At 68.2% G+C, this 14,654-nt stretch carries 14 protein-coding genes; 9 read left to right on the forward strand and 5 right to left on the reverse strand.

The window, feature by feature from the left end; translation table 11 throughout:
- Positions 1-42: 42 nt before the first annotated feature.
- The 3 genes from SBP01_RS15615 to SBP01_RS15625 are packed head-to-tail and all read right to left on the reverse strand — an operon-like array spanning position 43 to position 2,315.
- The gene (locus SBP01_RS15615; protein ID WP_320536394.1) at positions 43-1,203 is read right to left on the reverse strand and encodes a cation diffusion facilitator family transporter; all 1,161 of its coding nucleotides are present in this window, start codon (positions 1,201-1,203) and stop codon (positions 43-45) included.
- Positions 1,200-1,574: a metalloregulator ArsR/SmtB family transcription factor gene (locus SBP01_RS15620; protein ID WP_320536395.1), complete on the reverse strand. Its 375-nt coding sequence runs from the start codon at positions 1,572-1,574 to the stop codon at positions 1,200-1,202. Before SBP01_RS15620 ends, SBP01_RS15615 begins: the two co-directional genes overlap by 4 nt.
- 42 nt (positions 1,575-1,616) lie before the next feature.
- Positions 1,617-2,315 carry a PAS and ANTAR domain-containing protein gene (locus SBP01_RS15625; protein ID WP_320536396.1) on the reverse strand — a complete coding sequence of 233 codons (699 nt, stop codon included), beginning with the start codon at positions 2,313-2,315 and terminating at the stop codon, positions 1,617-1,619.
- Between the two features lie 326 nt (positions 2,316-2,641).
- Here SBP01_RS15625 and SBP01_RS15630 point away from each other — a divergent pair, with 326 nt between their 5' ends.
- The 7 genes from SBP01_RS15630 (at position 2,642) to SBP01_RS15660 (ending at position 10,778) form a co-directional block, all read left to right on the forward strand.
- Positions 2,642-4,783: a heavy metal translocating P-type ATPase gene (locus SBP01_RS15630; RefSeq protein ID WP_320536397.1), complete on the forward strand. Its 2,142-nt coding sequence runs from the start codon at positions 2,642-2,644 to the stop codon at positions 4,781-4,783.
- Positions 4,780-5,319 (forward strand): hypothetical protein, encoded by a 540-nt coding sequence (locus SBP01_RS15635; RefSeq protein ID WP_320536398.1) that lies wholly within the window; start codon positions 4,780-4,782, stop codon positions 5,317-5,319. The genes SBP01_RS15630 and SBP01_RS15635 overlap by 4 nt, the downstream gene beginning before the upstream one ends.
- A 55-nt stretch (positions 5,320-5,374) precedes the next feature.
- Complete coding sequence (locus SBP01_RS15640) at positions 5,375-6,001, forward strand: DUF305 domain-containing protein (protein ID WP_320536399.1); 627 nt, start codon at positions 5,375-5,377, stop codon at positions 5,999-6,001.
- 79 nt (positions 6,002-6,080) lie between these two features.
- On the forward strand, positions 6,081-6,848 hold the full coding sequence (locus SBP01_RS15645; protein WP_320536400.1) for a F510_1955 family glycosylhydrolase: 768 nt from the start codon (positions 6,081-6,083) through the stop codon (positions 6,846-6,848).
- 225 nt (positions 6,849-7,073) lie between these two features.
- The gene (locus tag SBP01_RS15650) at positions 7,074-7,727 is read left to right on the forward strand and encodes a low molecular weight phosphatase family protein (protein WP_320536401.1); all 654 of its coding nucleotides are present in this window, start codon (positions 7,074-7,076) and stop codon (positions 7,725-7,727) included.
- Between the two features lie 131 nt (positions 7,728-7,858).
- Positions 7,859-8,956 (forward strand): LCP family protein, encoded by a 1,098-nt coding sequence (locus SBP01_RS15655; protein ID WP_320536402.1) that lies wholly within the window; start codon positions 7,859-7,861, stop codon positions 8,954-8,956.
- Positions 8,957-9,098: 142 nt separating this feature from the next.
- Positions 9,099-10,778 (forward strand): alkaline phosphatase D family protein, encoded by a 1,680-nt coding sequence (locus SBP01_RS15660; protein WP_320536403.1) that lies wholly within the window; start codon positions 9,099-9,101, stop codon positions 10,776-10,778.
- Between the two features lie 584 nt (positions 10,779-11,362).
- On the opposite strand, the gene SBP01_RS15665 is transcribed toward SBP01_RS15660, so the two are convergent.
- The gene (locus SBP01_RS15665) at positions 11,363-11,740 is read right to left on the reverse strand and encodes a hypothetical protein (RefSeq protein ID WP_275213318.1); all 378 of its coding nucleotides are present in this window, start codon (positions 11,738-11,740) and stop codon (positions 11,363-11,365) included.
- Between the two features lie 197 nt (positions 11,741-11,937).
- On the opposite strand from SBP01_RS15665, the gene SBP01_RS15670 reads away from it, so the two are divergent.
- Positions 11,938-12,729: a histidine phosphatase family protein gene (locus tag SBP01_RS15670; RefSeq protein ID WP_320536404.1), complete on the forward strand. Its 792-nt coding sequence runs from the start codon at positions 11,938-11,940 to the stop codon at positions 12,727-12,729.
- The gene (locus SBP01_RS15675) at positions 12,713-13,648 is read left to right on the forward strand and encodes an NAD(P)H-hydrate dehydratase (RefSeq protein WP_320536405.1); all 936 of its coding nucleotides are present in this window, start codon (positions 12,713-12,715) and stop codon (positions 13,646-13,648) included. The genes SBP01_RS15670 and SBP01_RS15675 overlap by 17 nt, the downstream gene beginning before the upstream one ends.
- A gap of 10 nt (positions 13,649-13,658) precedes the next feature.
- Here SBP01_RS15675 and SBP01_RS15680 read toward each other — a convergent pair whose 3' ends face one another.
- Positions 13,659-14,081 (reverse strand): Hsp20/alpha crystallin family protein, encoded by a 423-nt coding sequence (locus SBP01_RS15680; protein ID WP_275213314.1) that lies wholly within the window; start codon positions 14,079-14,081, stop codon positions 13,659-13,661.
- Positions 14,082-14,654 lie beyond the last annotated feature (573 nt).

The raw sequence follows: 14,654 nt of genomic DNA on the forward strand, positions 1-14,654 counted from the left end.
CGGTCAAAAGTAAATCGACTGGCACCAGCAGAGTGCGGAAGCTCAGCGGGCATCACTGGCAGGATCGCTTCCCACTGCCGGCACCACGGTGACCGAACCGAGGTTGCGCAGGGAACCGCGCGCCTTCGCTTCCAGCTCATGTGCGACGGCGGCGAACTCCCCCAGGTGCGTGCCGGCGGCGGCCGGGACCGTGATTTCCGCGTGCAGGCGGTGGCCGCTCCATCGCAGCCGCGAGGAGCTTCCGGCCGGGGCAGTCTCCGCGACCAGGGCGGCCAACCGGTCCGTCAGGGAAGGATCGACGCCGTCCAGCAGCCGGCGGCCGACGTCGCGGACGGTGCCCCACAGCAGGACGCCGATCGCCACCGAAATGACCAGGCCCACGATGGGATCCGCCAGCGGGAAGCCCAGCCAGATGCCGACGACGCCCGCTACCACGGCCAGCGAGGTGAACCCGTCCGTCCGGGCGTGGATGCCGTCCGCCAGCAGCGCCGCCGAGCCGATCCGGCGGCCCACCCGGATCCGGTAGATGGCCACGAGCTCATTGCCGGCAAAGCCCACCAGCCCTGCCGCCAGCACCCAGCCGAGGTTGTGCACGGGCTGCGGCTCAAAGAAACGGCGGATGGATTCGACGGCGGCAACCACCGCTGAAAGGGCGATCATGGCCACGATGAACAGGCCGGCCAGGTCCTCGGCCTTGCCCAGGCCGTAGGTGAAGGTCCGGGAGGCGGGCCTGCGTCCGAGCATGAACGCGATCCACAGCGGGACCGCCGTGAGGGCATCGGAGAAGTTGTGGACCGTGTCCGCCAGCAGCGCCACGGATCCGCTGATCAGGACGATGGCCAGCTGGAACACTGAGGTGGCGCCGAGGCCAACCATCGAGATCTTGACGGCCCGGATGCCCTGCGCGCTGCTCTCGAGCGCGTCATCCACCGAGTCGGCGGAATCGTGCGAGTGCGGGACGAACACCTCGTGAAGCCAGCCTTTGAAGCCGGTGGCGTGGTGATGGCCATGATCGTCGTGGCTGTGCTCGTGGTGGTGATCATGATCTTCATGGGGGTGATCGTGCTGGTGATCGGCGCCATGGTGATCCGGGCTGTGGTGATCGTGGCCGTGGCGCGCGTCCTCCGGGTGGTGAGGGCCGCCGTCGTGCGTTTCCGGGTGCAGATGCTGATGACTGCCGGTACCTGCCTGCTCGGGGCTCATTCGCCGGCCTCCCGCGGAGCATGGGGGGCCATGCCATGGTTGGGGGCCGTCCCCAGGGAGTGCTCCGCCTGATGGATCGCGTCCGCCACCAACTGCCAGACGTGCGCGTTTTGCAGCCGGTAGAAGACCTTGGTGCCCTCCTGGCGGGTGGCCACCAGCCGGGCCAGCCGCATCTTGGCCAGGTGCTGCGACACCGCAGCCGGGGATTTTTCGGCGATCTCAGCGAGCGCGTTGACCGGAAGCTCGCCGTCGCGGAGGGCCAGGATCATCCGTACGCGGGTGGCATCGGCCAGCATGGCAAAGACTTCCACGGCCAGCTCCACGTACTGACTGTCCGGCGCCAGCACGGAAGTCTTCATATCTGCATTCATACGCAGATAATGACACAGCAGGACCTGCTGCGCCAAATGCCATTAAGGGCGGTTTGCGTTCACATCACTTCGCGCGGCCCCCGCGGCCCCCGCGGCCGCCTTCGGCCACGCCAGCATGCGCTGGACGGCCTCTTCCAGCCCAGCGGCGCCGTCCGGGCGCTCGGCCAGTGCCACCAACTCCGCTGCAACCAAAGCCAGTTTGATGTTGCGGCGGCTGCTGTCGCTGACGAGAAGCTGGAACGCATCATCGGAACCGATCAGGAGCTTCCCCATCAGCATGCCCCGGGCCAGGTCGATGACGGTCCGGGTTGACGTGGCGGCAACCACGGCATCGCGTGCTGTCTGCTCCGTCTCCCGACGCAGCGTGGAGGTCAGGTCCAGCGTGACGCCTTCCACCGCCGTGATGTTTCCTTCGTCATCCCGGATCGCGTCGCCCGAGGTGAGGACGTGGCGGACGCGGCCCTGGGCGTCGATGATCCGGTGATACGTGCAGAAGTAGCCGCCGGCCGTGCTGATCTTCTCCCCGATGTCCTTGCACCAGGGCCTGTCCTCCGGGTGCTTGTGGGAGTACATCAGGGCCAAGGTGGGAACAACCTCGCCGCGCTGGTAGCCGTGGACCTGGTACATGCCGTCGGACCACTCCGCCGTCTGTGCCGGCAACTCCACGCGGAACGTGCCCGCCAGGCATTGTTCGGCACCAAGTGCACTCGAATAAGTCATGGGGCTGTTGAGCCGAGCCATGGGGTACCTCCAAAATTCTCCAGCCGTCGCCATTGGCGGCCGCGATCCTGCAATCTTGCCACTACCATGCAGGTATATGCACTCCCGGCAGCTCCGTTCGTTCGGTATGACGCCGCCTTCAAGCCAGCGAGAAAGCCCGAAATAGGGCGCCTGCGCCACGCTTCAACCACCCCCGGCGACCCGGAACCGCTTGACTCTAATACCCCCTAGGGGTATGTTCGGAAGTGTTGTCAGTGAAGTGGTATGTCCAGGCGATGCCCCGCACCGCCGTCACAGCCGTTCAACCCCAGCGCCCATCACTTCCTCGCCAAGGAATGGAAACTGACATGGAACACCACAACCACCAGCATCCCGCCGGCCAGCTCGGCGTGCAGGGCCAGGACGATGCACCGGCGCACGTCCACACCCAGCCTGATGCCCCGGTCCACTCGCACCACGGCGCGCCCGGCATGCCCGACGACGACCATACCGTCCACACCCACGGCCAGCACGCCGGCCACAGCACGGCCATGTTCAAGAACCGCTTCTGGCTCACCCTGGTCCTCGCGCTGCCCGTGGTGTACTTCAGCCCCATGGTGGGCCACCTGCTGGGCTACATGCCGCCGGAGTTCCCGGGCTCTGCCTGGATTCCCGCCGTGCTGGGCACCGTCATTTTCTTCTACGGCGGCCAGCCGTTCCTGCGGGGCGGCGCCCAGGAACTGAAGGACCGCCAGCCGGGCATGATGCTGCTGATCGCCATGGCAATCAGCGTGGCGTTTGCCGCGTCCTGGATCACCAGCCTGGGAATCGGCGGGTTCGACCTGGACTTCTGGTGGGAACTGGCCCTGCTGGTGGCCATCATGCTCCTGGGTCACTGGATTGAAATGCGCGCCCTCGGCTCGGCCCAGGGCGCGCTGGATGCCCTCGCCGCGCTGCTGCCCGATGAGGCGGACCGCGTCACCGACGGCGTCACGGAGACAGTGCCCGTCTCCGAACTGCGGGAAGGCGACATTGTCCTGGTCCGCTCCGGGGCCCGGATGCCGGCCGACGGAACCGTGGTGGACGGCCAGGCCGAATTCGACGAATCCATGATCACAGGCGAATCCAGGACCGTGCCCCGGACCGTGGGCGACGCCGTGGTGGCCGGAACCGTGGCCACGGACAACAGCGTCCGCGTCCAGGTGACCGCCGTGGGCGACAATACGGCCCTGGCCGGGATCCAGCGCCTCGTGGCGGAAGCCCAGGCCTCGTCCTCGAAGGCCCAGGCCCTGGCCGACCGCGCCGCGGCCTTCCTGTTTTACTTCGCGGCCGGCGCCGGCGTCATCACGTTCATCGTCTGGACCCTGCTGGGCAGTGTGCCCGAGGCCGTCACCCGCACCGTCACCGTCCTGGTGATTGCCTGCCCGCACGCCCTGGGCCTGGCGATTCCGCTGGTGATCGCCATCTCCACCGAACAGGCAGCCCGGGCCGGCGTGCTGATCAAGAACCGCATGGCGCTCGAACGCATGCGCACTATCGACGTGGTGATGTTCGACAAAACCGGCACCCTGACCACCGGCGAACCCGACCTCAAGGACATCGCCGTGGCGCCCGGCGGGGACAACGACCGCCTGCTGGCCCTGGCCGCCGCCGTGGAATCCGACAGCGAACATCCCATTGCCCGCGCCATCGTCCGGGCCGCGAACCAGCGGAACCTCACGCTGCCTGCCGCCAGTGACTTCAGCTCGCTCACCGGACGCGGCGTCCGTGCCAGCGTGGACGGACGCATGGTCCACGTCGGCGGACCCGCGCTCCTGCGCGAGCTCGGCGTCGTCGTCCCTGAATCCCTGGCGCGGTCCACCCAGGCCTGGATGGACCGCGGCGCCGCCGTGCTGCACGTGATCGACGGCGGCCAGGTGCTGGGTGCCGTGAGCCTGGAAGATGCCGTCCGGGCCGAGTCGCGGCAGGCCGTGGCCGCCCTGCAGAACCGCGGCGTCAAGGTGGGCATGATCACCGGCGATGCGCACCAGGTGGCCCGCGCCGTGGCGGAGGAGCTGCACATCGACGAGGTGTTCGCGGAGGTCCTGCCCGCGGACAAGGACAAGAAGGTGGCGGAGCTGCAGTCCCGAGGGCTCAAGGTGGCCATGGTGGGCGACGGCGTCAACGACTCCCCCGCGCTCGCCCGGGCTGAAGTGGGAATCGCCATCGGCGCCGGAACCGACGTTGCCATGGAATCAGCGGGGGTGGTCCTGGCCGGGAACGATCCCCGGGCGGTGCTGTCCATGCTGGACCTCTCCCGGGCCAGCTACCGCAAGATGTGGCAGAACCTGGTGTGGGCCACCGGCTACAACATCCTGGCTGTACCGCTGGCCGCCGGCGTCCTGGCCTTCGCCGGCGTGATGCTCTCCCCCGCCGCCGGCGCGGTGCTGATGTCCGTTTCCACCATCGTGGTGGCCCTCAACGCCCAGCTGCTGCGGCGCATCAAGCTCAACCCCGCCGAGGTCCAATGAAACGCTCTCTCACTTACCGCGGGTTTTTCCCCAACGCTCTCTCATTTAATGCGGGCTTTTCCCAAACGCTCCTGCAGCGTGGCGCCCTGGCAGCGGCGGTGCTCGCAATCATCGCCGGGCTCTTCGGCATGCACGTGATGACCGGCAATCACGCCGCCCACGGCCAGCACGCCGCAGCGGTGCAGGTAAGTGACGGCCACGCTCAAGCGGTCCACACGAACGTGCTCGACGCCGGGGCTGAACACGCCGTGGCAGGGCACCCGGATGCCGTGCACCCGGATGCCGTGCACACTAAGAGCGCCGTGCACCCGGACGCCGCCGGGGCCACCTCCTGCGCAGGGTGGTGCCACCGCGTCCAGGAAACCGGGGCCGCCTGTGTACCGTCGGCCAAGGCCGGCGCGCTGACGGTGTTCCCGCCCCACGAAAGCAGCCTGGACGTCGCGGCGGCACCCGGAACCCGCACCGGTCCGGCCGTCGCGTATGCCCACACTCCCCCGAGCCCAACACCCTGCGAACTGTCCATCAGCCGGACGTAAACCGGAACTGCGTCACCACACCACCACCAGTTCCCCACGTTTGAAGGACCCTTCCATGACCTCGAAATTCCGAACCATCTCAATCGCCGCCGCCCTGGCAGCGTCCCTGGGCCTGGCCGGCTGCGCAACCACGTCCATGCCCGCCGGGACTGCCATGTCCGGCATGCACGGCAGCTCAGGTCCCATGTCCGGCATGATGCCCGACGCCGACGACGACCACAACCAGGCGGACATCATGTTCGCCCAAATGATGATCCCGCACCATGCCCAGGCGGTGGAGATGAGCGACATCATCCTCGCCAAGCAGGGCATCCCGGCCGACGTCGCCGCCCTCGCCACCAAGATCAAGGCGGCGCAGGCGCCGGAAATCAAGACCATGCAAGGCTGGCTGGAGGCCTGGAACCAGCCCACCGGAATGATGAACGGCACCAACGCACCCGGCCACGCGATGGGAGGCATGGTGGACGCCGCCGGGATTGACAGGCTGAAGTCAGCCCAAGGGACCGACGCCGTCCGGCAGTTCCTCGAGGAGATGATCGGCCACCACGAAGGCGCCATCGACATGGCCAACCAGGAGATCCGCGCCGGCAAGTACCCCGCCACCATCCAGCTGTGCCGGGACATCGTGGCCTCCCAGTCAGCCGAAATCAAGGAGATGAAGGCGTTGCTCGCCAAACTCTAGCCAGCAGCCCCGGGGCGCCGGCCAGTCCACGCCGGCGCCCCACCGTTACCCCTTGCCGTTCCACCATCTGGAGTTTCCCGTGCCCCTGCATGCCTTCACCCGCCCCCGCTACGTCTCAACGGCCGCTGCCGCCGCCGTCCTCGCCGTCACCGCCTGCGCACCCTCTTCGCCGGGAAGTTCGGCCATCCCTGCTCCGGCCACCTCCGCGCCGGGGCTGCCCGGCAGCCACGTCCACGGCCTGAGCGTGAACCGTGAGACGGACCAGATTCTCCTGGCCACCCACGGGGGCCTCTTCGATGTCACCATCCAGCCGGCCACCAAAATCGGCGGCACCAACGACCTCATGGGCTTTTCCGCCGGCGCAAAGCCGGGCGTCCTGTTCGCCTCCGGCCACCCCGGGCCAGGTTCAGACCTGCCCAACCCTCTCGGCCTGATCAAATCCACCGACGGCGGCAAGTCCTGGGAGCCCCTGTCGCGCCAGGGCGAATCGGACTTCCACGCGCTGACCGCGGCCAAGTCCGGGCTCGTGGCCTTCGACGGCACCCTGCGCACCAGCCCTGACGGGAAGAGCTGGTCCGTGCAGTCCGCCGGGTTCGCTCCTGCAGCGCTGGCCGCGGACCCCACCAGTGACACGGTCCTCGCGACCACGCAGGATGGGTTGCAGCGCTCCACCGACGGCGGCAGGACCTGGGCCCTGGTCCCGGCCGCCCCATCATCCAGTACGTCACGTTCGCCAGCCCCGCCACGGCAATCGGCGTGGAACCGGGCGGCGCCGTCCACTCTTCAGCCGACGGCGGGGCCACCTGGTCAGCGAAGGGACGGATTGACGGGCAAGTCCAGGCGATAGCGGCCGTGGAGGGTCCGGAGGCCGACACCCGGGTATGGGCCGCCACATCCAACGGAGTGGTGCTCTCCACCGATGGCGGCGCCACATTCGGGCCCCGGGCAGCCGACTAAACCGGCCAGGGACTGGCGTTGGGGAGGGGCGCCGGGCATCGCGGGGCCACACGTGTTAAGTTGAAAGATGCCCGGCCGTACCCGGTCCGGTGCCCCGGCTGGAAAGAGAAGTTCCGTGGAATCCCCCGCACCTGCCCCCACCCCCGACGCTGCACCGGTGAAAATCCTGACCGTCTGCACGGGAAACATCTGCCGTTCCCCGGTGGCCGAACGGCTGCTGCAGGCAGGGTTGGACCAGGTGTTTCCGGGCGGATTTGAGGTGTCCAGCGCGGGGACCCGGGCCATGGTGGGCGATCCCATGCAGCCCCTCTCGGGGGACATCGTCCGCACGTTCGGCGGGAACCCGGAGGGGTTTGTGTCCCGCCAGCTGACCGGCAAGATCCTGCGCAGCGTGGACCTGGTGCTCACCATGACTTCCGGCCACCGCGGCGAGGTGCTGCAGCTGGACGCGTCCCTGCTCAAGCGCACCTTCACCATCCGCGAGTTCGCGCGGATGCTCGATGTCCTGGACGGCCGCGCCGGCGGCCAGCCGGTGTCCGTGGAAACGGCCGACGGCGGCGATCCCCTCAGTGCCAACGCCGCCTTCTGGCGTGGGCTGCCCGCCCGGGCCGCGTCCGTGCGGCACCTGTCCCTCCCGGCGGATTCCGCGGAGAACGACATCATCGACCCCTACCGCCGCGGCCCCGAGGTCTACCGCCAGATGGAAGACGAACTCGCGCCGGCGATCATCTCTGTGCTGCGCCACGCCCGGCTGAACGTGCCCGCTTAACCCGGCTGCCGCCGTCGTGCGTCCGAAACCCGCCGCACGTGCAGAGCCCGCACCCCGTTCAAATCAGGCGTTGGGAAAAAGACAACCCGCAGGCTATGGCGGGAACCGGCCCCGGGGGCGGACACTAAGTCATGGTGAGTACCCCCGGCGGTCCTGATCGAATTGGCCCGGGCGCTGATGGCAACGAAGCCGCCGCCCTCAGGGAGTTGCGGCTCCGCCGCATCGTCGCGGCCGTCCTGTCGGTTGTGCTGGTGGTCCTGGTGGCTGTATCCGCCCTTGTCTTCAACCGGCCGCCCGCGCAGATTGCCGGCGCGCCCAAACCTACCGAGACCGCTACACCCACCCCGTCCGGGACGCCCTCAACAACGGCGCCCACCCCCACGCCCGAACCCATCGCCGAGCTCAGGGCAGTGCCCATGAACATCCTGCTGATCGGCAGCGACAGCCGCGGCAATGCCCGGGAACAGGCGGCCATCACGCAGACCACAGGCGCGTACCAGGACCAGCGGGCCGACAGCATCATGCTGGTCCACGTCCCGGCGGACCGCCGGAGCGTGCACGTGGTCTCCATCATGCGGGACCTGTACGTGACCATCCCCGGCTACGGCGCCTCCAAGATCAACGACAGCCTGCTGGTGGGCGGCATCCCCCTGGTGGCCAAAACGGTGGAGAACCTGATGGCCACCCGCATCGACCACACCATCATGCTGGACTTCAACGGGTTCAGGTCACTCACGGACGAACTCGGCGGCATCGACGTGGACGTGGCCCTGCCGTTCCAGTCCACACACGAAACCCAGCACGTTTTTACCAAGGGCATCAACCACCTCGACGGCCAGGCGGCGCTGGAGTTCGTCCGGGAACGCTATGCCTTCGGTGACGGCGACTACCAGCGGGTCCGCAACCAGCAGACCTTCCTCCGCGCCGTCCTCGCCCGCCTGACCAGCAACGGCGTGCTCCGCGACGTCACGGCCCTGCGTGCCCTGGTGAACTTCGCCGGCAACTACCTCACAGTGGACCAGGGCTTCGACCCGGTGGGCGTGGCCGTCCTGGCCTATGCGATGCGCGGGATCAACCCCGACAGCTACGTGTCCCTCACGCTGCCGACCGCCGGCCCGGGCACCGCTGCCGGCGGGGCCTCGGTGATTCTCCCCGACTACGACGGCATCGCCCAGGTGGCCGCCGCCATGCGCGAAGGGCGCCTGCCGGAGTATATATCGGCCCACTGATGCGGGTTGCCCGGACGCCGGCCAGCAGCGGGAGCCGGCCAGCCGCCGGAGCCGCCCGGCCGAGGGAGCTGTTCAGGTGCGGCACATTCGGCGTTTACCTGCGGGTAGGGGTGCGTGTGCCCGCAGCATGAAGGGTGGAGGCATGACTGAACTTTCACGCCGCACCATCGTCAAGGGATCCGTCCTCGCCGCAGCACTGGCGGCAGCACCCGCCACCGCCCGGGCCGCCGCACCCGCCAGCCCTACGCCGTCGGGCATTCCGCTGGTCCGCAACCGGCTCACGCTCCCCAGCGGGATCGCCACCGGCGATGTCACCGCCGATTCCGCTGTCCTCTGGTCGCGCGCCTCGGGTCCCGGCCGGATGCTGGCCACCCTCCGGGCCGTGGACGACGGCGGCGCCACAGTGGGCGGGCGGGGCGCCTTTGAGCGGACCGTCCGTGGCCCCCGCGCCACCCAGGCTTCCGACTTCACTGCCAAGATCCACGCAGGCCGCCTGCCCGCCAACACCCGGTTCGCCCTCGACATCAGCTTCGAGGACGAGGATGGCGCCGCGGGCGAGACCATCAGCGGCACCTTCCGCACGGCACCGGACGCCGGGACCTTCAAGAGCGGCACCAACGGCAACGGAGGCTCCCAGGCCGGCGGTTCGGCGTCGTCCGTTCAGAGTTTTGTCTGGACCGGCGATACCGCCGGCCAGGGCTGGGGCATCAACGAGGAAGTCGGCGGGATGCGCGGCTACCGGGCCATGCACAACACCCGCCCTGACTTCTTCATCCACTCCGGCGACACCATCTACGCCGACGGGCCGATCGCTGAAACGGTCGTGGAGCCGGACGGCCAGATCTGGCGGAACCTGGTCACGGAGGAAGTGTCCAAGGTGGCCGAAACCCTTACCGAATTCCGCGGCCGGCACCGTTACAACTCGCTGGACGCCAACATGCGGGCCATGTTCGCGGACGTCCCGGTGATCGCCCAGTGGGATGACCACGAGACCCACAACAACTGGTACCCGGGCCAGATCATCGACGACGCCCGCTACACCGTCCGCGACGTCAACACCCTCGCCGCCCGCGGCCGGCAGGCGTGGCAGGAGAACATGCCCATCGCGGACAGTTCGGCGCTGTGGCGGCCGGGCTCGTTCGACGACGACGGGCAGTACCAGCCGGCGCGCATCTACCGGAAGATCACCCGCGGCCCGCAGCTGGACATCTTCTGCCTGGACATGCGCACGTTCAAGTCCCCCAACACGGACGGGAAAGAAGCGTACGCCACCTCGATCCTGGGCCAGGAGCAGGTGGACTGGCTGATCCGCGAAGTGTCGAAGTCCAAGGCGACCTGGAAGGTCATCGCGGCCGATCTGCCGCTGGGCATCGTGGTCCCGGACGGCCCGGTCAACGAGGAGAGCGTGTCCAACCGTGATCCGGGCGCGCCGCTGGGCCGTGAGCTGGAGATCGCCGGCGTGCTCAGCGCGTTCAAGCGGAACCGGGTGAAGAACGTGGTGTGGCTGACCGCCGACGTGCACTACTGCGCAGCCCACCACTACTCCCCCGAACGGGCTGCCTTCACCGACTTCGACCCGTTCTGGGAGTTCGTGGCCGGTCCCATCGCCGCCGGCTCGTTTGGTCCCAACGCCATGGACGCCACGTTCGGGCCGGAAGTGGTGTTCGCCAAGGCCGGCCGGACAGTGAATCAGTCCCCGCGCGACGGCGAAAGCCAGTTCTTCGGGCACGTCCAGCTCGGCGAGGACAACACGTTCACGGCCAGCCTCCGCGACGCCAACGGCGCCACGGTGTTTTCCAAGGTGCTGACGCCGGAGCGGTAGCCCGTTGTTACGCGGACATGGACGGAGAGGGCCCCCGGCTCGAAGCCGGGGGCCATCTGTGTCAGCTCCGGGTGGGGTCCGGGTGCAGGGGCGTGGGCCCCGGATCCGGGATGGGCAGCGGCCCGGGCGGTTCAGGCGTCGGGACCGGGCTGGGCCTAGCGGGCCCCGGGTGGCCTGGTTGGGTGGGGTCCGGAGTAAACGGGTCGGGTCCGGGCTCCGGCGGAAACGGCTCGGGTTCGTGCACTGGCGGGATGGTCATTAAGCTTCCCCTCTCACGCTGGGCGGATGCGCCTTTGCGTGATCAGGATACGCCCGCCCTCTGTCCCCCGTCCCCCCGTCCCGCCCCGTCTCGCCCCTGCCCCGTCCCGCCCCGCCCCGCCCCGCCCCCGGGACGGCCCGCCCCCGGGACGCTCTCTCACTTAATGTGGCAAATTCCCCAACGCTCTCTCAGTGCCCGACGCCGGCGCACCGGTAAGTGATAGAGCGTCCCTTAAAAACCCACATTAAGTGAGAGAGCGTTGGGGCAGGAGGGCGCGGTGAGTGCGGCGCGGTGCGGGGATGCGGCGGTGCCGTACCCGCAGAACCTATGCGGGGCGGCGGAGGCGGTGCGGTTGGTAGGCCGATGCCCGGTCCAGCTCGTCGTCGTCGTGCATTACGGGGACGGCGAAGGTCACCACGAGGCGGGGCTCGGCGGCGTCGGTGGACCGGATGGTCAGGCTCCTGGTGCCGGGCGGCACGGACGGCGTGAACACCTGCAGGTTCCGCGAGCCCAGGCTGGCGGAGTCCCGGAGGGTGTATTCGGTGCCCCAGTGATCCTCGATGGCGATCTCGGGGACTGCTTTGTCGGCCGAGGATTCAACATGGAGGTTCACCACCAGGCAGGTGCTCCAGACCTCCACCGAGAGCACGGTGAAGTCTGCGGGCCCGGTCAGGTGCAGCCCAAAAGTGGGCGGCAACAGCATTTTGCGGAGAGTGCCTCTCGGTATCAGGTTTCTCATGATCGACCCCAATTTACGAAGTGTGCTTACAATTACCGCGCGGTAATGACGCCCTGTCAAGGTCCGGTGGATGACTCTGTGGCAAGCCACATTCAGCGTTATCCGGGCACGAAACTGGGTACGCCCCCAGTAGTGGTTTGCACCGGCAGAAACCCACGGCGATGAGGTGGTTGGTCTTGGAAAACAGCGGCTTGACGCAGGCGGTGCGGGAGGCCGGAGCCGTGGAGCTCCTCCTGGTCCGGCATGGCGAAAGTGAAGGCAACCTGGCAGCTACCGAGGCCAGCCAGGCCGGTGCCGACGTGATCAATGTGCCGGCCCGCGACCCCGACGTGACCCTTTCCTCCACAGGGCAGGAGCAGTCGCTCGCATTGGGGCGGGCCTTGGCTACGATCGCGGAGGATCTCCGGCCCGACGCCGTGGTGTCCTCCCCTTACATGCGGGCGTTTCAGACGGCGGAGGTTGCCGTGGAGACCGCCGGCTGGCCCGTCAAAGTCCGCACCGACGAGCGGCTCCGCGACCGTGAACTCGGCATCCTGGACATGCTCACCCGGCAGGGCGTGGAACGGCGGCTCCCGGAAGAGGCCGAGCGCCGTCGGTGGCTGGGCAAGTTCTACTACCGTCCGCCCGGCGGCGAGTCCTGGGCGGATGTTGTGCTGCGGCTGCGCTCCGTCCTGGGCGAACTCAACAGTCTGGGCAGCGGGCAACGGGTGATGCTCGTGTGCCACGACGCCCTGATTCTTCTGGTGCGGTATGTCCTGGAGGGGATGACCGAGGCCGAACTCCTGGACCTGGCCGCCAGCACCTCGGTCCTGAACGCGTCCATCACCCGGTACGTCCGGCCCGAGGGGAATGGTCCATGGACGCTGGAAAGCTTCAATGTGGCGGACCACCTCACCGCGCAGGGCGTCGAGGTCACCGAACACGCCGGGGATGCCGATGTCCGCCCCCGGTAGCTCGGCCGGGGCGATCCCGGTAACACCATCGCTGCTGCGCGGCTGGCCGTTGCCGTCGGCCGGGGAGGACAAGTACTCCCGCGGCGCCGTGACGGTGATCGGCGGCGCCAGGGCCACGCCGGGCGCCGTCCTGCTGGCCGGCATCGCGGCGCTCCGGGCCGGGACCGGGAGGCTCACGCTGGCCGTCGCCGAGTCGGTGGCCGCACAGCTGGCTGTCAGCTTCCCGGAGGCCGGCGTCATCGGCCTGCCGGAAACCCGGGACGGCTCCGTGCGGGGCTCCGGGCTGGACCCCATTTACGCGGATCTTGAGAGTGCCGACGCTGTTCTGATTGGGCCGGGCCTGGATGACGCGGACCGCACGGAGGAGCTGCTCAGGACCCTGCTGAAAAGGGATGCCGACGGCGGCAGCACCGGCGCGGGTTCCGGCACCGGCGGTGCCACCATCGTTCTGGACGCATTCGCGCTGGGCTGCCTGCCCAGGTTGACGGAGGATCTGCAGCCCTGGCACGGGCGGCTGATCCTCACCCCGAACCCGAGGGAGGCGGGGATCCTGCTGGGCCGGGAGATGGACCGGCCCGAATCTGCCGTGCGCGAGATTGCCCGGCAGTACCAGGCGGTGGTCAGCTGCCAGGGATTCATTGCCCGGCCACCCGACGGGCAGGCCCCGGACGATCCCGGGCTCTGGGAAATCACCACCGGCTACGGCGGCCTGGGCACGTCCGGAAGCGGGGACGTGCTGGCCGGGGCCATCGCCGGGCTCCGTGCACGCGGCGCCAGCGACGCCCAAGCGGCCTGCTGGGGAACCCACCTTCATGCGGCCGCCGCCGACAGGCTCGCGAGCAGGCTGGGACCGCTCGGCTTCCTTGCCCGCGAGCTGACGGATGAACTGCCGGCGCTCATGCTGGAGCTTGCCACCTGACCTTGGCCAGCTACGAGGCAATCTGGTGCTGCGGCTCCTTCGTTTCGATCTCGATCTTCCGTGGCTTGGCCTTCTCGGCGACCGGTATCCGCAAGGTGAGCACACCGCCGTCGTAAGCTGCCTTCACCTGGTCAACGTCCAGGGTGTCACCGAGGATCAACTGACGGCTGAAAGTGCCGCGCGGGCGTTCGGAGGCGAGCATCTCCACGTCCTTCCCGGCAGGTTCGGGGCGCTGGGCCTTGACGGTCAGGACATTCCGTTCCACGTCGATGTCCACGGAGTCCAGACTGACTCCGGGCAGGTCGAACGCCACGATAAATTCATGGTCATCCCGCCAGGCGTCCATGGGCATGGCAGCAGGGTGCGCACTGGTTCCGAGGACCTGGCGGGTCAGCCTGTCCAGTTCGCGGAAGGGATCGGTACGCATCAACATGACTTTCCTCCTCGTCATAGGTGACTCACAAGTGAACCAGCCGATCTGTAGTGGCTGATATAGATTTTTTATAGCACCTAGACCTATTCGTGCGCAAGCCCGCACTGAGGGCCAACTGAGGAAGGAGTTGCTCTCCGGATGGTCAGCCGCTGACCGGCCTCATCGCACGGTAGCCGCGCACGGTAGCCGGACATGCGGATGACCCCCGGCGAGGCCGGGGGTCACCGTATCGGGAGGGTCACCCGCAACTGCCGATGCGCGATCTGGCGCTGTGGCGTGCCCAAACGGCGAATCGCCCTCAAGAGGCAGATGAAAAACCACGCGTTCGGATCCTCCCGGTAATGCCGTTTTAGCACCCGCATAATGGGCTGTTCAAGGGGTCCCCGCGGGTAACTTTTGTCCGTTCCCAGACACCTGGGCGCAGGGCCGAAGGGCACCCCCGGGCAGGGCCGGGTCGGGTGAGAGAGGGTTTCGGAAAAACCCACGTTAAGTGAGAGAGGGTTTCGGAAGAACCCACGTTAAGTGAGAGAGCGTCCGGGGGGAGGCGAAGCGGGCAGGGGGAAGCGGGGGCGG

The organism is Pseudarthrobacter sp. IC2-21, from assembly GCF_034048115.1.
Taxonomy (GTDB): Bacteria; Actinomycetota; Actinomycetes; order Actinomycetales; family Micrococcaceae; genus Arthrobacter; species Arthrobacter naphthalenicus.